12 protein-coding genes are annotated in these 17,966 nt (G+C 71.0%); 9 read left to right on the forward strand and 3 right to left on the reverse strand.

The genetic code is table 11. The annotated features are described in order from the left end of the window. The first annotated feature begins 21 nt into the window (after window positions 1–21). Complete coding sequence (locus AC0NH5_RS27365; RefSeq protein ID WP_474409163.1) at window positions 22–2,376, forward strand: M28 family peptidase; 2,355 nt, start codon at window positions 22–24, stop codon at window positions 2,374–2,376. 121 nt (window positions 2,377–2,497) lie between these two features. Further along, on the forward strand, window positions 2,498–3,037 hold the full coding sequence (locus AC0NH5_RS27370; RefSeq protein WP_474409166.1) for a dihydrofolate reductase family protein: 540 nt from the start codon (window positions 2,498–2,500) through the stop codon (window positions 3,035–3,037). Here AC0NH5_RS27370 and AC0NH5_RS27375 read toward each other — a convergent pair whose 3' ends face one another. Then, window positions 3,038–3,322: a Smr/MutS family protein gene (locus tag AC0NH5_RS27375; protein ID WP_474409168.1), complete on the reverse strand. Its 285-nt coding sequence runs from the start codon at window positions 3,320–3,322 to the stop codon at window positions 3,038–3,040. A gap of 10 nt (window positions 3,323–3,332) precedes the next feature. Further along, window positions 3,333–3,704, reverse strand: a complete 372-nt coding sequence (locus AC0NH5_RS27380; protein ID WP_474409171.1) for a tetratricopeptide repeat protein — start codon at window positions 3,702–3,704, stop codon at window positions 3,333–3,335. Window positions 3,705–4,055: 351 nt separating this feature from the next. On the opposite strand from AC0NH5_RS27380, the gene AC0NH5_RS27385 reads away from it, so the two are divergent. The 5 genes from AC0NH5_RS27385 (at window position 4,056) to AC0NH5_RS27405 (ending at window position 10,375) form a co-directional block, all read left to right on the forward strand. Next, window positions 4,056–4,793: a response regulator transcription factor gene (locus tag AC0NH5_RS27385; RefSeq protein ID WP_474409174.1), complete on the forward strand. Its 738-nt coding sequence runs from the start codon at window positions 4,056–4,058 to the stop codon at window positions 4,791–4,793. A 2-nt stretch (window positions 4,794–4,795) separates the two neighbouring features. Beyond that, window positions 4,796–6,367, forward strand: a complete 1,572-nt coding sequence (locus AC0NH5_RS27390) for an ATP-binding protein (protein WP_474409176.1) — start codon at window positions 4,796–4,798, stop codon at window positions 6,365–6,367. A gap of 190 nt (window positions 6,368–6,557) precedes the next feature. Further along, the gene (locus AC0NH5_RS27395; protein WP_474409178.1) at window positions 6,558–7,622 is read left to right on the forward strand and encodes a 3-deoxy-7-phosphoheptulonate synthase; all 1,065 of its coding nucleotides are present in this window, start codon (window positions 6,558–6,560) and stop codon (window positions 7,620–7,622) included. A gap of 88 nt (window positions 7,623–7,710) precedes the next feature. Beyond that, entirely contained in the window at window positions 7,711–9,783 is a 2,073-nt protein-coding gene (locus AC0NH5_RS27400; RefSeq protein ID WP_474409181.1) for an ArnT family glycosyltransferase, read from the forward strand. 304 nt (window positions 9,784–10,087) lie between these two features. After that, window positions 10,088–10,375 (forward strand): DUF3040 domain-containing protein, encoded by a 288-nt coding sequence (locus tag AC0NH5_RS27405; protein WP_474409183.1) that lies wholly within the window; start codon window positions 10,088–10,090, stop codon window positions 10,373–10,375. Between the two features lie 154 nt (window positions 10,376–10,529). On the opposite strand, the gene AC0NH5_RS27410 is transcribed toward AC0NH5_RS27405, so the two are convergent. Continuing rightward, window positions 10,530–15,344, reverse strand: a complete 4,815-nt coding sequence (locus AC0NH5_RS27410) for an ExeM/NucH family extracellular endonuclease (RefSeq protein ID WP_474409186.1) — start codon at window positions 15,342–15,344, stop codon at window positions 10,530–10,532. A 246-nt stretch (window positions 15,345–15,590) separates the two neighbouring features. Between AC0NH5_RS27410 and AC0NH5_RS27415 the strand changes: the two genes are divergently transcribed. Both AC0NH5_RS27415 and AC0NH5_RS27420 read left to right on the forward strand, forming a co-directional pair. Then, window positions 15,591–16,628 carry a hypothetical protein gene (locus AC0NH5_RS27415; protein WP_474409189.1) on the forward strand — a complete coding sequence of 346 codons (1,038 nt, stop codon included), beginning with the start codon at window positions 15,591–15,593 and terminating at the stop codon, window positions 16,626–16,628. Window positions 16,629–16,809: 181 nt separating this feature from the next. Beyond that, a complete protein-coding gene (locus AC0NH5_RS27420) occupies window positions 16,810–17,946 on the forward strand; it encodes an LCP family protein (RefSeq protein ID WP_474409191.1) in 1,137 nt (378 codons plus the stop codon). The last annotated feature ends 20 nt before the right edge of the window (window positions 17,947–17,966 follow it).

The raw sequence follows: 17,966 nt of genomic DNA on the forward strand, positions 1-17,966 counted from the left end.
CCGGGCGCTTAGATGTGACTCATGCGTGACAACGCCCTGACCAGGCCGGCCCGCCGGGGTCTCGCCGCCGCCCTCGTCCTCGCCGTGCTGGCGCTGGCCGGGTTCGCCGCGGTCCGTGCCATCGTGCCGCCGGCCGAGCGGGCGGCCTCGGCGCCACCGGACGAGTTCAGCGCGGCCCGCGCCTTCGGCCACGTCCGGGCGATCGCCACCGAGCCGCACGTGGCCGGCAGCGCGGCGAACGACCGGGTCCGCGAGCACCTGCTGACCACGCTGCGCGGCCTCGGCCTGACGCCGGAGGTGCAGGACACCGTGACCGTGCAGGGCGGGACGCTGTCCGCGAGCGCCGGCGGCGCCGGGCTGGCCCGGATCCGCAACGTCGTCACGCTGATCCCCGGTAGTGCTCCCACCGGGCGGATCCTGCTCGTCGCGCACTACGACTCCGCCCAGGTCGGGCCGGGCGGCAACGACGACGCGGCGGGCACGTCGACGATCCTGGAGACGGCCCGGGCGCTGACCACCGGCGGGCAGCTGCGCAACGACGTGGTGCTGCTGCTCACCGACGCCGAGGAGGCCTGCCTCTGCGGGGCCAAGGCATTCGTCGACCAGCACCCGCTCGCCCAGGGCGGCGGCGTCGTGGTCAACCTGGAGGCGCGCGGCAGCAGCGGTCCGGCGATCATGTTCGAGACGTCGGAGGGGAACGGGCAGCTCGTCGACGCGTACAGCAAGGTTCCGTACCCGGTCGGCACCTCGTTCGCCGTGGAGATCTACCGGCTGCTGCCGAACGACACCGACTTCACGCCGTTCCGCGAGGCCGGGTTCGCCGGGCTGAACTCGGCGTACATCGACGGTGCGGCGGTCTATCACGCGCCCACCGACACCGCCGGGTCGATGAACCGGGACAGCCTCCAGCACCACGGCGACAACGCCCTGGCCCTCGTCCGCGAGCTGGGCGGACGTGACCTGACCGCGCTGGAGAGTGGCGACGCCACCTACTTCCCCGCCGCCGGGCTGCTGATCCGGTACCCCGGCTCGCTGGTCCTGCCGCTGGCCGTTCTGGCTGTGCTGGTGGTCGGCCTGCTCGGCCGGCTGGTCGCGCGGCAGAAGCGCAGCACCGGCCGCCGGCTGGCGGTGGCCGGCGTGCTGGCCCTGCTGCCGATCGTCGTGGCGCCGGTCCTCGCGCAGGCCCTCTGGTCGTTGCTCGTGCTGGTCCGCCCCGAGTACGGCGGGATGCCGATCGACCCCTACCGTCCACTGTGGTACCGCCTGGCCGTGATCGCCCTCGCCGCGTTCACCGTCCTCGCCTGGTACGTGCTGCTGCGCCGCCGGATCGGCCCGGCCGCGCTGGCCGTCGCCGGTCTCGGCTGGCTGGCCGTCCTCGGCGTCGTGCTGGCCGTGCTCACTCCCGGCGGCGCATATCTGACCACGCTGCCCGCGCTGGCCGGCGCGCTCGCCGGCCTGGTCGCCATCCACGTCCGGGACACGCTCGCAGTCGTCGCGATCACCGCCGGCGGCCTGGTCGCAGTGGTCATCCTGCTGCCCACGGTCCTGATGCTCTTCCCGGCGCTCGGCATGCCGATGGCCGGCGTGGGCGCCTTCCTGACGGTGTTGCTCGGGCTCGCCCTGCTGCCGGTCGCCGACCTGATCCATCCGGCCGCCGGTGGCGCCCGCGGCCTGGACGCGCTGCGCGCCCGCCGCCTCGGCGCCGTGCCCACCGCGGTCGCCGTGATCGCCGTACTGGCCTGTGTCGCGACCGGTCTGACCGTGGACCGGTTCGACGTGCGGCACCCGTCGCTGACCCACCTGATGTACGCGCTGGACGCCGACACCGGCACCGCCCGCTGGCTCAGCGAGGAGGCCGAGCCGCAGGACTGGACCGCGCGGCACGTCTCCGGATCACCAGCAACTGTCACCGACTCGCTGCCCGCCTTCGGCCCCGAACGACTGCGCAGCGGCCCGGCCCCGGCGGCTCCCCTGCCCGCGCCGAACCTCACGCTGGTGTCGGACAGCGGCACCGGCACCGGCACCGGCCGGACGCTGCGCCTCAAGCTCGCCCCGCAACGGACCGCCCGATTCGTCACTCTGCACGTCGCCGAGGGCACCGCCGTCACCGCGGCAACCGTCAGCGGCCGCACCGTCGACGTCGAGGGCGCCGCGGGCGGCGGCTGGGGTTTCGGCTTCGTCTTCCACGCCCCGCCGCAGGAGGGCGTCGAGGTCGAGCTCACCGTGCGCGGCACCGACCCGGTCCGGATGCGGGTCATGGACGCGAGCGACGACCTCAGCCGGATGCCCGGACTCCAGCCCCGGCCCGCGGGCGTCGGCGTTCTCGGCTCGCACAGCAGCGAGATGGTCGCGGTCGCGAAGACCTACACCCTTTGACCCCTCTTTTCGTACGCACAATGCCAAATCCCGTGCCTACCCCGCGACCTGACCGGCCGGTCGCGCCCGCGACGCGACCGCCGGGCTGAGCTGCCGGGTCGATCCACGAGAGGATGTCCCGATGGCGAAACTGCTCTACTCCGTCACGATGTCCCTCGACGGCTTCATCGCCGGGGCCGGCGGCGACATGTCCTGGCTGACGCCGCGGCTCGGGCCCAACCCGGTGGCTGAGGCGCTCGTCGGCCGGATCGGCGCCATGCTGGTCGGGCGGACGACGTTCGACGGCGACGACCCGCACGCCGGCACGGAGAAGGAAGGTGCCATGGAGGGCGCCTGGCACGGGCCCGTCTTCGTGCTGACCCACCGCCCGCCCGCCGAGCCGGTCCCGGACGTCACCTTCGTCACCGACCTGCACGAGGCCGTCGCGGCCGCTCGGGAGGTGGCCGGCGATCGGTACGTGAACGTGCTGGGCGCCGGGGTGGCGCGGCAGTTGCTGGCCGCCGGGCTGCTCGACGAGATCCTGGTGTTCGTGGCCCCGGTGCTGCTCGGCGACGGCACCCGGCTCTTCGAGCATCCGGGCGGGACCGACGTGGCCCTGGAGCTGCTCAGCAGCAGCGCGATGCCACTGGCCAACGAGCTCTGGTACCGAGTGATGCGCTGATCAGCGACCGCGGCCGCGGCGGCCGGTGGGTGTGTCGTGGCGGAAGTGGACGAACAGGCGGCCCCAGTTGTCGCCGTCCTTCTCGACCCGGTGGTAGAGCTGCTTGATCTCGCGCTGATCGAGGAAGCGCAGCACCTTCTTCTTCAGGGCGCCGCTCCCCTTCCCCGGGATGATCTCGACGCTCGCCGCCTTCTTCTGGATGGCCTCGTCGATGATGCCGCGCAGCGCGCGGTCGATCTCTTGCCCCTTGTTGAAGATGTCGTGCAGATCCAGCTTCAGCTTCACGACCCCGACCCTAGCCTTCGCTGTTCTTGCCGAGCCAGGTCTCGACCCGGCGCAGGGCCTCCTGATAGTCGGCCTGGTTCTTCATCGCGGCGGCCAGGCGCAGGTGCGGCAGGGCCTCACGGAAGCGGCCGGCCCGCTCCAGGGTCCGGCCGAGCACGTGGTGCGCGTAATGATCTGACGGATCATGCTCGATCAGTGCTTTGAGCTGGGTTTCCGCGCCGTTGAGCTGGGCCGAGTTGAAATAGGCGCGGGCCAGCAGCTGGCGGACCGCAGTGTTGTGCGGCTCGGCCTCGACTATCGGCTCGAGCAGGCGGGCGGCGCCGAGCGGGTCGCCGGACTCGAAGAAGAAGGTGGCCCTGCGGTACTCCTCGAGAAGATCCACGTGCAGCTCCTCACTCGCGTCGCGCCGACCCCAACGCTCGCACAACAACGCGCGAACGGCGAGTGTTCCGACCCGGCGGGATTCTCGATCGGCTGACCGTCAGCGACGCAGCATCAGCAGTGCCAGACCGGCGGTGAGCAGGTATCCGCCGATCGCGGCGAGCAACATCGGGCTGGGCCCGCCACCAGGCAGTTCAGGTAGGGACATAACCTCATCATGCGGCTTTTGTCCGGATTATTGGATTGCCACTCCGTAAGGCCCGGAACCACCGTGCCGAACAGCTGGGCGAGACACAGCTGCTACACAGGAAACGGAAAGCCGGCGCAGAGCGTCGCCCCGCACAGTGAGGGCATGACGATGGCGAACGCAGATCCCAGCACCGAGCTCCGCCGCGCGGACGGCACCCCGGTCCGGGTTCTGGTGGTGGACGACGAGCCGACCCTGGCCGAGCTGCTGTCGATGGCGCTGCGTTACGAGGGCTGGGAGGTGCGCAGCGCCGGCGACGGGATGACCGCCGTGCGCACCGCCCGGGAGTTCCGCCCGGACGCCGTCGTCCTGGACATGATGCTGCCCGACATCGACGGGCTCGAGGTGCTGCGCCGGCTGCGCGGCGAGACCCCCGAGGTGCCGGTGCTGTTCCTCACCGCCAAGGACTCGGTGGAGGACCGGATCACCGGCCTGACCGCCGGCGGCGACGACTACGTGACCAAGCCGTTCAGCCTGGAGGAGGTGGTGGCCCGGCTGCGCGGGCTGATGCGGCGGATGGGCCACGCCCCGATGCGGACCGAGTCGCAGCTGGTGGTCGGCGACCTCATTCTGGACGAGGACTCGCACGAGGTGCGCCGCGCCGGTGACCTGATCACGCTGACCGCGACCGAGTTCGAGCTGCTGCGCTACCTGATGCGCAACCCGCGCCGGGTGCTGAGCAAGCCGCAGATCCTGGACCGGGTCTGGAACTACGACTTCGGCGGGCAGGCCAACGTCGTCGAGCTGTACATCTCGTACCTGCGGAAGAAGATCGACGCCGGCCGGGCACCGATGATCCACACCATGCGGGGCGCGGGTTACGTGCTCAAACCGGCCGACTGACGATGCCCGCCGACGAGAAGGCCCGCCCGGCCCGCTGGCGCAGCCCCGCGGGATGGCCGTTGCGCACCCGCCTGGTCGCCATCATGATCGCGCTGCTGTCGGTGCTGGGCCTGGTCGTCGGTGGCACCGCGGAGATCTACCTCTACCGGTCCCTGCACAACCAGATCGACACCGACCTCCAGGACGTGGCCAAGCGGGTGATCGGGCCCGCCATCGGCGCCCAGCCGTACGGCAACCGGTCGACGCTCAGCAGAGCCATCGCGTACGAACCCCCGCGCGGCGCCCCGATCAACTCCATCGTCGTCGTCTACCCGGAGAGTGGCGATCCGGTCGGCGGGCTGGTCCGGTTCGACCCCGAGACGGACGCCACCACCCGCATCGGCGCCACGACCTTCAGCGAGTTCTCCGACGCGACCCTGGACATGTTGCGCGACGATGTGCAGGCCGGCGAGAAGGCGGACGTCGACCTCGGTGGCGGGCTGCCCGAATACCGCATCATGGCGCTCCCGGTCGACGGCGAACTGCTGTACGTCGGCCAATCGCTCGACGACGTCAACACCACATTGCTCACGGTCGCGGCGTTCACCGGCTGCGTGATCGCGGGTTCGCTGCTGATCGCGGGCTGGGGTGGGGCACTGATCGTCCGTCGTACCCTCAAGCCCCTGGACCGGGTGGCCGCCACCGCGACCCGCGTCTCCGAGCTCAAGCTGGACCGCGGCGAGGTGCAGCTCGCCCAGCGGGTGCCGGACGCCGACACCGACCCGCGCACCGAGGTCGGCCAGGTCGGCGCCGCGCTGAACCAGATGCTCGACCACGTCGGCAACGCGCTGGAGGCCCGGCACGCCAGCGAGATGCAGGTACGCCAGTTCGTCGCCGACGCCAGCCACGAGCTGCGCACCCCGCTCGCCGCCATCCGGGGCTATGCCGAACTCAGTCGCCGCAGCCGCCGGCCCGTCCCGGACGAGATCGCCCACGTGCTGACCCGGGTCGAGTCCGAGGCGAAACGGATGACCGCGCTGGTCGAGGACATGCTGCTGCTGGCCCGCCTGGACGCCGGCCGGCCGCTCGCCCAGGACCCGGTGGACCTGACCATGCTCGCGGTCGACGCGACCAGCGACGCGCACGCCGCCGGGCCGGGCCACGACTGGCAGCTCGACCTGCCGGAGGAGCCGGTGTCGGTGATCGGCGACGGGGCCCGGCTGCATCAGGTGCTGGCCAATCTGCTGGCCAATGCGCGTACGCACACGCCGGAAGGCTCGACGGTCACGGTGAAGGTGGCCGCCGGGCCGGACGCCGCCGTGCTCCAGGTGATCGACGACGGCCCGGGCATCCCGGCCGGCCTGGCGCCGCGCATCTTCGAACGGTTCACCCGCGGTGACGGCTCGCGCTCACGGGCCGCCGGCAGCACCGGCCTGGGCCTTTCGATCGTGCACGCGGTGGTCACCTCGCACGGGGGCCGGGTCGGCGTGCAGAGCCGGCCCGGGCGGACCGTGTTCACCGTGATGCTGCCGCTCGTCCCAGCACTTGAACAAAAACCGCAGGAGTTACAGCAGGCGCACTCAGAGCAGCTATGATCCTTGGCGTGTCACAGACGTGGTCTTTTTATTGGTTTACGAGGCCGGCTCCCGCCGGTGCCTCGGCCATGACCGCATGACCTGAGACACCCCGCCAGAGCCGGCTGAGGCAGCGACGACGTCGCTGCCTTTTTGTTTGCGACGAGCAAGCCGGCTCTCGCCCTCGGGGGCCGGCGAAGGAGAGCCCATCATGACTGCCCCCGAGGTACAGCGCGTCCGCGACCAGCGCATCGAGAAGGTCGTCCCGCTGATGAGCCCGGCGCTTCTGCACCACGAGCTGCCGCTCACCTCCGCACTCCACGACACCGTGCTGGACGGCCGCAAGCAGGTCGAGGACGTGCTGAACGGCCGAGATCAACGGCTGATCGCCGTCGTCGGCCCGTGTTCGGTGCATGATCCAGCGGCCGCCGGTGAATACGCCGACCTGCTGAAGGTCCAGGCCGAGCGGCTCAGCGAGGACCTGCTGATCGTGATGCGGGTGTACTTCGAGAAGCCCCGCTCCACGGTCGGCTGGAAGGGCCTGATCATGGACCCGGGCCTGGACGGCACCGGTGACGTCGGCGCCGGCCTGCGGATCGCCCGCAAGCTGCTGCTCGAGGTGCTCGGCCGGGGCCTGCCGGTCGCCGTGGAGTTCCTGGACCCGATCACCCCGCAGTACATCGCGGACACCGTGGCGTGGGGCGCGATCGGCGCCCGCACCGTCGAGTCGCAGGTGCACCGCCAGCTGGCCTCCGGCCTGTCCATGCCGATCGGCATGAAGAACCGTCCCGACGGCAGCGTCTCCACCGCGGTCGACGCGATCCAGGCCGCCGCGGCGCAGCACGTCTTCCCCGGCATCGACTACTCCGGCACCCCGGCGATCCTGCACACCGCCGGCAACCCGGACTGCCACCTGGTGCTGCGCGGCGGCGGCGGCAAGCCGAACTACAGCGCCGCCGACGTGGCCGCCGCCCTGGAGCTGCTGCGCACGGCCGGCGAGCCGGAGCGGCTGGTCATCGACTGCTCGCACGGCAACAGCAACAAGGACCACCTCCGGCAGCCGATCGTCGCCGAGGACGTGGCCCAGCAGCTGGAAGCCGGGCAGCGCGGGATCAGCGGCGTGATGCTGGAGAGCTTCCTGCAGCCGGGACGTCAGAACCTGGGTGGATCCCTGGTGTACGGCCAGTCGGTCACCGACGCGTGCATGGGCTGGGACGCCACCGTGGCCGTGCTGGAGCGCCTGGCCCTCGCGTCGGCGAAGCGCCGCACGGTCTGACCCGTCCGGGTGAGCGGTCCCTGGTTTCACAGGGACCGCTCAGCATGACCACAAGGGCGCGACAGCCGGTCCACCGATCGTTCCACGCATGACCATGCTGTTGCCGGAGACGTCCGCCGCCGACGTGCCGGCGGCGCCCGCCGCGCCTCCCCACGCACGCGCCGGTGCCGCCCGACTGTTGTTCGGCCGCACCGACGCCCCCTGGATCCGACCGTCCCTCGTCGCGCTGCTGCTCGCCACCGCTGTCCTCTATCTCTGGGGGCTGGGCGAGTCCGGCTGGGCCAACGCGTTCTACTCCGCCGCGGTCCAGGCCGGCTCGGAGAGCTGGAAGGCGTTCTTCTACGGCTCCTCGGACGCGGCGAACGCCATCACAGTGGACAAGACGCCCGCCTCGCTCTGGATCATGGCACTTTCGGTACGCCTATTCGGCCTCAGCTCGTGGAGCATCCTGGCGCCGCAGGCGCTGCTCGGTGTCGCCGCCACCGGCCTGCTCTACGCCACCGTGCGCCGGATCGCCGGACCAGCCGCCGGCCTGCTCGCCGGTGCGATCGCCGCGCTGACGCCGGTCGCCGTGCTGATGTTCCGGTTCAACAACCCGGACGCCCTGCTGGTGCTGCTGATGGTGGCCGGGGCCTGGGCGACCGTGCACGCCGTCGAGACCGGCGCGACGAAGTGGATCGTCCTGGCCGGAGTGTTCGTCGGCTTCGGCTTCCTCGCGAAGATGCTGCAGGCGCTGCTCGTGGTGCCGGCGTTCGGTCTGGCGTATCTGATCGCCGGCCCGCCGAAGCTCGGCAGGCGCATCGGGCAGCTGTTGCTGGCCCTGATGGCGATGGTCGTCTCGGCCGGCTGGTACATCGCGATCGTCGAGCTCGTCCCGGACTCGGCCCGGCCGTACATCGGCGGCTCGCAGAACAACAGCCTGTTGGAGCTCACCCTCGGCTACAACGGGCTGGGCCGGCTGAGCGGCGAGGAGGCCGGCAGCGTCGGCGGCCGGTGGGGGTCGGCCTCGGTGGCCCGGCTCTTCGAGAGCGCCCAGGGCGGTCAGATCGCCTGGCTGCTGCCGACCGCACTGATGATGCTGGTCGCCGGCCTGGTGATCACGGCAAGGCGGCCGCGCACCGACGCGCAGCGCGCCGGGCTGCTCGTCTGGGGCGGCTGGCTGCTGGTCACCGGACTGGTCTTCAGCCTCATGCAGGGCATCTTCCACGCGTACTACACGGTCGCGCTGGCGCCGGCGATCGGCGCGGTGGTCGCGATCGGCGCCACCCTGCTCTGGCAGCGCCGCAGACACATCGTCGCGGCGCTCACCCTGGGTGCGGCGGTGGCGGTGACCGCCTGGTGGTCGTACGTCCTGCTCGGCCGCAGCGCCGACTTCCTGCCCTGGCTGCGCCTGCCGGTGCTGGTGGCCGGCCTGGTCGCGGCGGTCGCGGTGGTCGCGACCCTCCGCCTGGCCGGGCGGTTGGCGGTGGTGGCCGTGGCGGTTGCGCTCGGTGCGACGCTGGCCGGGCCCGCGGCGTACGCGGTGCGGACGGCCGCCGAGCCGCACACCGGGTCGATCCCGTCCGCCGGGCCGGCGGTGGCCGGTGGGTTCGGGGGCGGTCCGGGTGGCGGCGGCCGGGGTGGCTTCCCCGGCGGTGGCTTTCCTGGCGGGGCTCCCGGTCAGGCCCCCGGTGCGGCTCCCGGTCAGATTCCCGGTCAGGCTCCTGGCGGCGGGTTCACCGGCGGTGCCGGGCCTGGTGCCGGCGGTCGAGACGGCGGCGGCCGGGGCGGCGACGGCGCCCGCGGCATGGGCGGGCTGCTCGACGCGGCCGAGGTCAGCGCCGAGACGAAGGCGCTGCTCGCTCAGGACGCCGGCCGGTACACCTGGGTCGCCGCCGCGGTCGGGTCGCAGAGCGCCTCGGGTTATCAGCTGGCGACCGAGAAGCCGGTGATGGCGATCGGCGGCTTCAACGGCACCGACCCGTCCCCGACGCTCGAGCAGTTCCAGCGGTACGTGGCCGCGGGGCGGATCCATTACTTCATCGGCGGCGGTGCCTTCGCCCGGGGCGGCGGCAACGGCGGCAGCAGCATCAGCTCGCAGATCAGCGCGTGGGTGGCCGCCACCTTCACCGCGCAGACGGTGGGTACCACCACCCTCTACGACCTGACGACCCGGCCCTGACCCTGATTTTTTGCGCCCGGCCCGTCCCGCACAGGGGCGGGTCGATCACTTTCAGTAGTTCACCGACAACGCTGAGTCCGTATCCGCACCCAGGGAGCGTCCGTTGTATCCGATACGGAGGGTTCTGCCCACCGGTGGTCCCGCGAACCTCCCCGTCCGGCACACGCCCCGGGAACGGAACGGGCGAAAAATCGGCACACGCGGGCGTATCACAAAGGCAACTCAGAGGTAACAATGGCTGTGATCGAGATCGCTCTCGCTCGATCGCAGGGCTTCACCGGCGCGGCAGACCGGAGGGTGCTAGATGCTCAGCAAAGAGGACAACCGGCGGTTGGCACAGCTGGAACGCCAGCTCCAGCGCGAGGATCCCGACTTCTGTGCCCGCATGGGCGGTGGGAACTTCAGCGTGTCGACGACCGGCCGCCCGGCCCTCCCGCTCTTCGCGATCGCAGCTGTGATAACTCTCACTGCTGTCGTGCTGGCCTCCCTCGGCTGGTGGATCGCCGCGACTCTTGTCGCGTCCTGGGCGGTCGTGACCGCCACCGCCGCTCTCGTGCGCATGCGAAAGGCGCGCAGCCGTCCGCTGACGTAATGCCTCATCCCCCGGGACGGATCCGCCGGTCAACCGGATCGGCATCAGCGACCGGGCGACGGCCCGGGCGGCGGTCAGCCCGCTGATCCCGGCACGGCCGTCCAGGACGGAGAGAGGGCCCCCGCTCGCGCGAGGGCCCTCTCCACTGCTCCGGTTACTTCGTGATCTTCGCGGTCCAGACCTTCACGGACGAGGTGTTGCCCGCCTTGTCCACGGCCCAGTACGTGACCTTCAGGGTGCCCTTCTTGACACCCGTCACGCCGGTGGTCCAGGCGCCCTTGGCGTTCGGCGCCACGGTGATCACCTTGGCCTTGGCCGAGGCCGCCTTCTGCGAGGACGCCTTCACCCAGCCGCGGCCGTTGTAGTAGTACCACTTGCCGGACCGCTGCTCGATCAGCTTCACCCGCACCTGAGCGACGCCCAGGCCGGCATCCGCCGTCTTACCGGTCAGCTTCGACCAGGACGACGCCTTGGCCGGGCTCTTCGGGACGGTCAGGGTCACCACGGGCTTGACGGTGTCCTTGACGACCTTGAGGTTCCCGGCGGTCACCGGCTGGCCGGCGCCGAGGGCGTTGTACGGCGTCACCTTGACCGCGAACGTTCCGGCCTTGACGTACTTGTGGGTCACCGAACCGTTCTTCGGCGACACCGTGGCGCTGGTGCCGTCGCCCCACGCCACCACGAGCTTGGTGGCGCCGGTGACCCCGCTGACCCGCAGCGTGACCGTCTGGCCGGCCCAGATCGAGGACCGGTCCAGGGTGAACCGGCCCGGCTGCGCCGAGACGGTGACCGTGGACGGTCCGCTGATCGTGGCCGCGCCGCTGTTGCCGGCCTGGTCGGTGAGGGTCACCGACACTCCGAAGCTGCCGGCCTTGGCGTACTTGTGTGTCGCCGAGGTGGCGCCGGCCGCCAGGGTCTGCGGCGCGCTGCCGTCACCCCAGTTGATCACCCGGGTGATCCCGGCCGGTGCGCTGACGTCGTCGGCCAGGGCCTTCTCGGTCAGCGTCACCGTCTGGCCCACCCATCCGGCCGTGGCGTTCAGGGCGTACGTGCCGGTCGGCGCGGTGCTGTCGGCCACGCCGGCGATGCTCCGCGGCGCGGTGTCGGCGGTGATCGGCGAGTGCTCGGCGAAGTAGTTCACCAGCATGGTCAGGTCGTTGTCGCCGGTGGTGGTCACACCGACCTTGCTGACCAGCGACGGGAAGTTGTCCCCGCCCGCGGCGAGGAACGAGTTCGTCGTCACGCGGTAGGTGCCGGCCGGGTCCAGCGTGACCCCGTTCAGCTTGATCGACGAGGCGATGATGCGCTGGCCCCGCGGCTTGGCGGCGTCGTAGGAGTAGGTGAACCCCTTGGACACACCGAGGTGCAGCACCGGGCGGGAGGCCCCGTCCGGCTGCCACTGCTCCTCGAGCGCCTGCTTGATCTGGAGGCCGGTCAGGGTCCGCGTCACCACGTCGTTGGAGAACGGCTGCACGGCGAAGGCCGCCGCGTAGGTGACCGTGCCGTCGGTGCCGTACTTCAGGTCCGCCCGCAGGCCGCCCGGGTTCATGAAGGCGATCTGCGCACCGCCCCGGCCCGGCTCACGGGTCTGGTCGAGCTGGACGTCGGCGATGAAGTTGCCGAGCACCGACTCGGCGCCCCGATCCTCGCCGCCCGCGCTGGTGTACGCCCGGAGGATGTCCTCGGTGATCTTGCCGAGGGTCGCCTTGCCCAGTTCCTCGGCCTTCGCCTTGGCCGCGGTCACGATGTTCGCGACCTCGGTGTTCGCCGGGTAGCCGGTCACCGGGACCAGCTCGGCGGTGGACTTGGTGACCTTGCCGGTGGCCGGGTCGTAGGTCAGGACGACCTTGCCGAGCTTTTCGCCGTAGTCCTCCGCCTGCACCACCGGACGGGTCTGGGCGGTGCCGGGCACCGGGACCTGGAACGCGTACGGCTGGTGGGTATGGCCGCTGAAGATGACGTCGATCTCCGCGTTCACCTTGGTGAACGGGCCGAAGACCGGGTCGGCGGCCAGGGCCTCGGCCGAGCCGATGTTCTCGGTGGCCGCGCCCTCGTGGGCGAGCAGCACCAGCACGTCCGCCTCGCCGTTGGCCTGCTCGCCGTCGGAGAGCTGGGTGGCCAGGGCGTTCGCCTCGGCGACCGGGTCACGGAACTCCACGCCGGCGATGCCGTCCGGGCTGACCAGGGACTTGGTCTGCTCGGTCACCACGCCGATGTAGCCGACCCGCACGCCGCCCAGGTTCTGCACGTCGTAGCCCGGCAGCACCCGCTCGCCGTTCTTGTAGACGTTCGCCGCGAGCAGCGGGAAGTCGGCCCGCTCGTCGACCCGCCCCTGCAGGTCGGCGAGGCCCTTGTCGAACTCGTGGTTGCCGACCGCGGAGACGGCCAGGCCGCCCGCGTTCAGCACGTCGATCGCCGGGTTGTCGTTGTCGATCGCGGAGATGAACGTGGAGGCGCCGATGTTGTCACCGGCCGAGATCCACGCGGTGTTCGGGTTCGCCGCGCGCAGCTGGTCCACCAACCCGGCGAGCTGGGCGGCGCCACCGACCGGCTGGCCGTTCACCGTGGCGGGCGGCTCGAGCCGGCCGTGGAAGTCGTTGATGCTGAGCAGCTGCAGGTCGACCGGGCCGGCCTGGCCGGTCTCCACGCCGACGACCACCGGGTCGTGGTCGCTGGAGCGGAACGGGCCGTTGTCGAAGAACGGCGCGTACCCGTCGTACTGGTAGGCGAACGACTCGACGGAGTTGATGTTCCAGATGTCGAGACCGGTGACCCGCTTGGCGAACTCACCGCTGACCAGCGCGTGGTCCAGCGAGCCGGACTCGCCGCCGAACACGTACGAGGACTTGCCCTCGGCGTGCGCGTCGGTGAAGCCCTTGCCGTAGAGGACCTGCAGCGGGTCCTCCTGGCCGTACGCGTTGAAGTCGCCGAGCAGGATCACCTTGTCGGTGCCGAGACCCTCGACGAAGGTCGCCAGGGCCTGCGCCTGCCGGACCCGGTCGCCGTTGTACGCGCCCTGCCCGTCCCCGGTGTCCACGTTGTCCCCGGTCGGCGCGACCGAGGCGCTCTTCGACTTGAAGTGGTTCGCCACCACGGTGAAGTCGATCGAGCCCGAGGTGAAGGTCTGCGCGATCGGCTCGCGGGCGTTGCCCCAGACCGTCTCGTCGTTGACCGACTTGGACGGGCCCTTCGGGGTGACCGCGGCCGGCTTGAAGATGATCGCGCTGGTGATGAAGTCCTGCTGGGCGGCGCCGGGCAGCTCGGCCGGCGACCGGACGTAGTCCCAGGTGCCCGCGCCGTCGACCTCGTTGAGCGCGGCGACCAGCGTCTTCAGCGCCATCTGCGGATCGTTGTCCTCGAAGCGGACCGAGTTCTCGATCTCCATGAGCGCGATCACGTCGGCGTCCAGGGCCGTGATCGCCGAGACGATCTTCGCCTCCTGCTTGGCGAACGCCGCCGCGTCGGTGGCGCCGCGCGCCTCGCCACCGAAGTGGACGAAGTAGTTCAGCACGTTGAAGCTGGCGACCTTGATGTCGCCGCCGACCTTCGCGGGCGCCGCGGTCCGCGGGTTGGTGTCCTTGAACGTGGTGCGCGAGACCGCCGGGGTGTTCGCGTCGACCGGCGTGGCCGGCTGCAGGCGCCACTCGTTGAAGCCGTAGCCCAGCACGGTCGCACCGAACTTCTCCACGGTGTCGCCGACCCGGACCGGGTCGTCCTTGGTGAAGTACGGCGGGGCCAGGTTCGCCGTGGCGAGGTTGGTGGTCCGGGCGTCGTCGAGCAGGATCCGGCCGTTCTTGTTGGCGGTCCGGAGCTGCAGGGCGGCGTCGCTGCCCGGGCGGGCCACGTCGGTCGGGATGCGGGCCGGCTCGGAGCCGGCGGCCAGCACGATCTCGCCGTAGCGGTTGGTGTTGTAGACGTCCGAGACGGTGACGGCGCCGACCGGCGCGACCAGCATGCCCTCGGCCGACTCCCGGGCCGCGTCGTCCAGCGGCAGGGCCAGCGGGACCGGCGCGGGCAGCACGGCGTCGCCGGCACAGACCTGCACGTCGGCCTTCGCGCCGATGGTGATCTGGGTGAGCGCGTTGAACTCGCTGACCGTGCCGGTCACCCGGACCAGGTCGCCGACGGCCACCGACGGGTGGTTGGCGGCGGTCGCGGTCAGATGGACGAAGATGCCGTCGGACGCGGTGCCGGCGGCCACCGGGCGGTCGCCGCCGCTGCCCGCGGTCTGGACGTAGACGCCGTTGTAACCACCCGTGCGGTGATCGGCGGTGACCACACCCTCGACGGTGACCTTGGCGCCGGCCAGACCGGTCGCCGCGCCGGTGCCCTGCACCTGGGCGATGGAGTGGGTGACCTCGGTGACGCAGCCGGTTCCGGGCTCCTCGGGCTCCTCCGGCTCGGCCTTGTTGAGCGCGCCGAAGCTGCTCGTGGCCGGGGCCTGCCAGGTGCCGTCGATCTTCTGCAGCGACTGGCCGAGCGGGGCGTTGGACTGCGACACCCCGATGTCGACGCTGGTCCGGCCGGCGGCCGGACCGTTGGTGGCGGTGAGGACGCCCTCGTAGCTGACGAACTCGGCCACCGTGCCGTCCGGCTTGACCAGCGCGATGCCGTCCGGGGCACCGTTCTGGAGGCCGTCCACGCCGTAGGTCTGGACGACGACGCCGGCCGCCGGCACGGGTCCGCTCAGGACGGCCGGGGTGCCGTAGGTGCCACCGTTGCTGCCGTTGTAGAGGACGATCTGCCAACCGGCCAGGTCGAAGCCGGCCGAGGCCTCGATCTCGATCGACTCACCGGTGTCGGTGCCGGCGTTGTCGTAGTGCAGCTCGCTGATGAACGGCGTGCCGGCGGCCGCGACAGCGGGACCGGTGAGCGAGAGGCCGAGCGCGGTGGCCACGGCGGCGGCGCCCAGTGCACGGAACCCGGGACGGGTGTGCAGCGGTGGGCGGGACCGCAGGGCCGAACCCACGAGACGTATGTATGGACGCATCGAGGTAGGTCCTCCGAAGAAAGTAGATCCGCCGGAGCGTATGGACCTCCGGTGACGATCAATTCTCGGCAAGGTAACGGAAACGCATTGAGCTGCGTAAGACCAGGCGGCGACAGTGTCCAAAGTCTCCGTTAAGTGAGCTTCATTGTTCGCTTTTGTACGGCCTGCGGGTAAACGGTAACAACAGGCTTGCACGCCGGATCGTCGCTGCTAGATTGCGCGACCATGACGAGACGGGCCGCAGCGACAGCATTGACCGTTCTCTTCGCTCTCGTCACCGGGATGGCCTCACCGGCCCGGGCCGCGGAACCGGCGGTGGACCTCCTGATGACCCTGCTCGGCCCGGCCGACGCCGTCGCCGGCCGCAGCGCGGAATACCGGCTGCAGGTCGGCGTCACCCGGCCGCCGGCCGACCCGGGCAGCATCCGTGCCGTGCTGACGCTGCCGGCCGGTGTGGCGTTCGCGTCGGTGCGGCCCGGACAGAGCGGGCCGTGCGCGGCCGACGGCACAACAGTCACCTGCGTCGCCGAGCGCCGGGACGAGACCCTCGACGCGTTCGTCTGGGACGTGACGGTGCGGTTCCCGGCGGACGCCGCACTGGGCGAGCGGGTGCGGTTCACCGCCGTGGCCTCGTCGGCCGGCGCCGAGGCCACTCCGGCCGACAACACCCGGACCTTCGACACGACGGTCGTGCACCCCGCCGATCTCGGTGTCACCGCGATCCCGCCGGCCGGGCCGATCACGCTCGGCGAGGACGTCCGGTACACGGTGGTCGTCCGTAACGACGGGCCGGGCGCGGTCCGGCACTTCGCGTTGCGTGAGGTGTTCGACGCCGGGTGGTACGGCGGCGGGACGGTCACCGGTTACGGCGAAGGCGATTGCTTCGCCGACCCCGGGCGGATGGTCTGCGACGTGATCGTCGACCTGCGGCCCGGCCAGGAGGTCCGTCTCGATCACGTGCTGCCCACCGAGGCCGGCGACACGGTGCGCGACCTGCGGCAGTCGGTCTTCGTGGAGCTCTACCCGTACGCGGGGGACGACAACCGGGCCAACGACTCGGTGCGGGTGCCGCTGGAGTTCACCGCCGGGGGCAGCGCGTCGCCGAGCCCGTCGGCCGGCGTGACCACCCCGCCGGGCAGGACGCCGACGCTGCCGATCACCGGGCCGTCGACGCCGGCGCTCGTGGTGGCCGGTCTGCTTCTGCTGCTCGCCGGCGCCGGGGCGATGGTGGGCGCCCGGCGGGGTTTCGGCACGATCCGGTAACGGGTGGGCCGGGTGTCGTCGCATCGGTGCGCGAAGTTCGTACCAGATGAAGGAAGGCAGCGACCGCACCGAGATGTCACTCCCGGTGACCTCGCGGTTTCGCCTCCGGGATGATTTCACGTCCACAGGATGGCGTGGGATCATGCGCGTTCGATGTCGGAGCGGGAGATGGGAAACAACGTTGGCCAGATCCGCGAGGCGCCGGGCACCGCTGTGGGCGCGGCTCAGTGCGGCCTTCGGCTGCATCTTCCTGATCGTCAGCGGAGCCACTCTCACCACCGGGCAGGCCCTGCTCGCCAAGTACACCGGCGGGATCACCGACAACAGCCTGCTCGAGGCGCAGGGTGGCGAGGGGGGATCGGCCAAGAAGGAGATCAAGGGCCCGCTGACCCTGCTGCTCGTCGGCATCGACCCGCGCAAGCCGACCACGCCGCCGCTGTCCGACTCGATCGTCGTGGCGCACATCCCGGCCGACATGAGCACCGCCTATCTGTTCTCGATCCCGCGTGACCTCTACGTCGACATCCCGGCGGACGCCAAGTCCGGGATCAACGCGCACCGCGGCAAAATCAACTCGGCGATGGCGCTGGGCAGCCAGGTCAACGGCAAGATCGACGTGGCGAACGGCTTCCAGGTGCTCTCCAAGGCCGTCCGCGGGGTCACCGGGATCAAGCGGTTCGACGCCGCGGCGATCATCAACTTCGGCGGTTTCAAGAAGATCGTCGAGGCGCTGGGCGGCGTCTCCATGGTGATCGACATGGACGTGAAGTCGGAGCACCTGCAGCCGAACGGCAAGCACCGGCCGCGGCTGTCGCGCTGCCCGGCGACCCGCAACGCCCCGAACTGCGACCACCCGTACACCGGGCCGCAGAAGTTCTATCCGAAGAGCAGCAAGCCGGTGCGCCTCAAGCCGTGGGAGGCACTGGACTACGTCCGGCAGCGCTACGGCGAGAACATGACCGACTACGACCGGCAGCGCCACCAGCAGCAGTTCATCAAGGCCATGGCCAAGGAAGCGATGAGCAAGGACGTCATCACCGACGTCGGCAAGCTGACCAAGATCCTGGACGCGGCCGGTGAGTCGCTGACGTTCGCCGGCGGCGGCAACAGCCCGATCGAGTGGGCGCTGGCCCTCAAGGGCGTCAACGTCGACGACATGACGACCGTCAAGCTGCCCGGCGGCGGGCTGTTCGAGGGCGGCAGCTACCTCGGTGAGCAGTTCCGGCCCGAGGTGGACGAGTTCTTCGAGGCCGTCGCCAAGGACCGGGTGGGGCCGTACCTGCTGGACAACCCCACCCTGGTGAACAAGAACGGCTGAGCGTGCACGGTGCGGGCCGG

It is taken from the genome of Actinoplanes sp. 13 (genome assembly GCF_056134165.1).

Bases quoted from the DNA above. Each gene is read 5' to 3' on its own strand.
- AC0NH5_RS27365 (WP_474409163.1), top strand. From the start codon at position 22: ATGCGTGACAACGCCCTGACCAGGCCGGCCCGCCGGGGTCTCGCCGCC.
- AC0NH5_RS27370 (WP_474409166.1), top strand. From the start codon at position 2,498: ATGGCGAAACTGCTCTACTCCGTCACGATGTCCCTCGACGGCTTCATC.
- AC0NH5_RS27385 (WP_474409174.1), top strand. From the start codon at position 4,056: ATGACGATGGCGAACGCAGATCCCAGCACCGAGCTCCGCCGCGCGGAC.
- AC0NH5_RS27390 (WP_474409176.1), top strand. From the start codon at position 4,796: ATGCCCGCCGACGAGAAGGCCCGCCCGGCCCGCTGGCGCAGCCCCGCG.
- AC0NH5_RS27395 (WP_474409178.1), top strand. From the start codon at position 6,558: ATGACTGCCCCCGAGGTACAGCGCGTCCGCGACCAGCGCATCGAGAAG.
- AC0NH5_RS27400 (WP_474409181.1), top strand. From the start codon at position 7,711: ATGACCATGCTGTTGCCGGAGACGTCCGCCGCCGACGTGCCGGCGGCG.
- AC0NH5_RS27405 (WP_474409183.1), top strand. From the start codon at position 10,088: ATGCTCAGCAAAGAGGACAACCGGCGGTTGGCACAGCTGGAACGCCAG.
- AC0NH5_RS27415 (WP_474409189.1), top strand. From the start codon at position 15,591: ATGACGAGACGGGCCGCAGCGACAGCATTGACCGTTCTCTTCGCTCTC.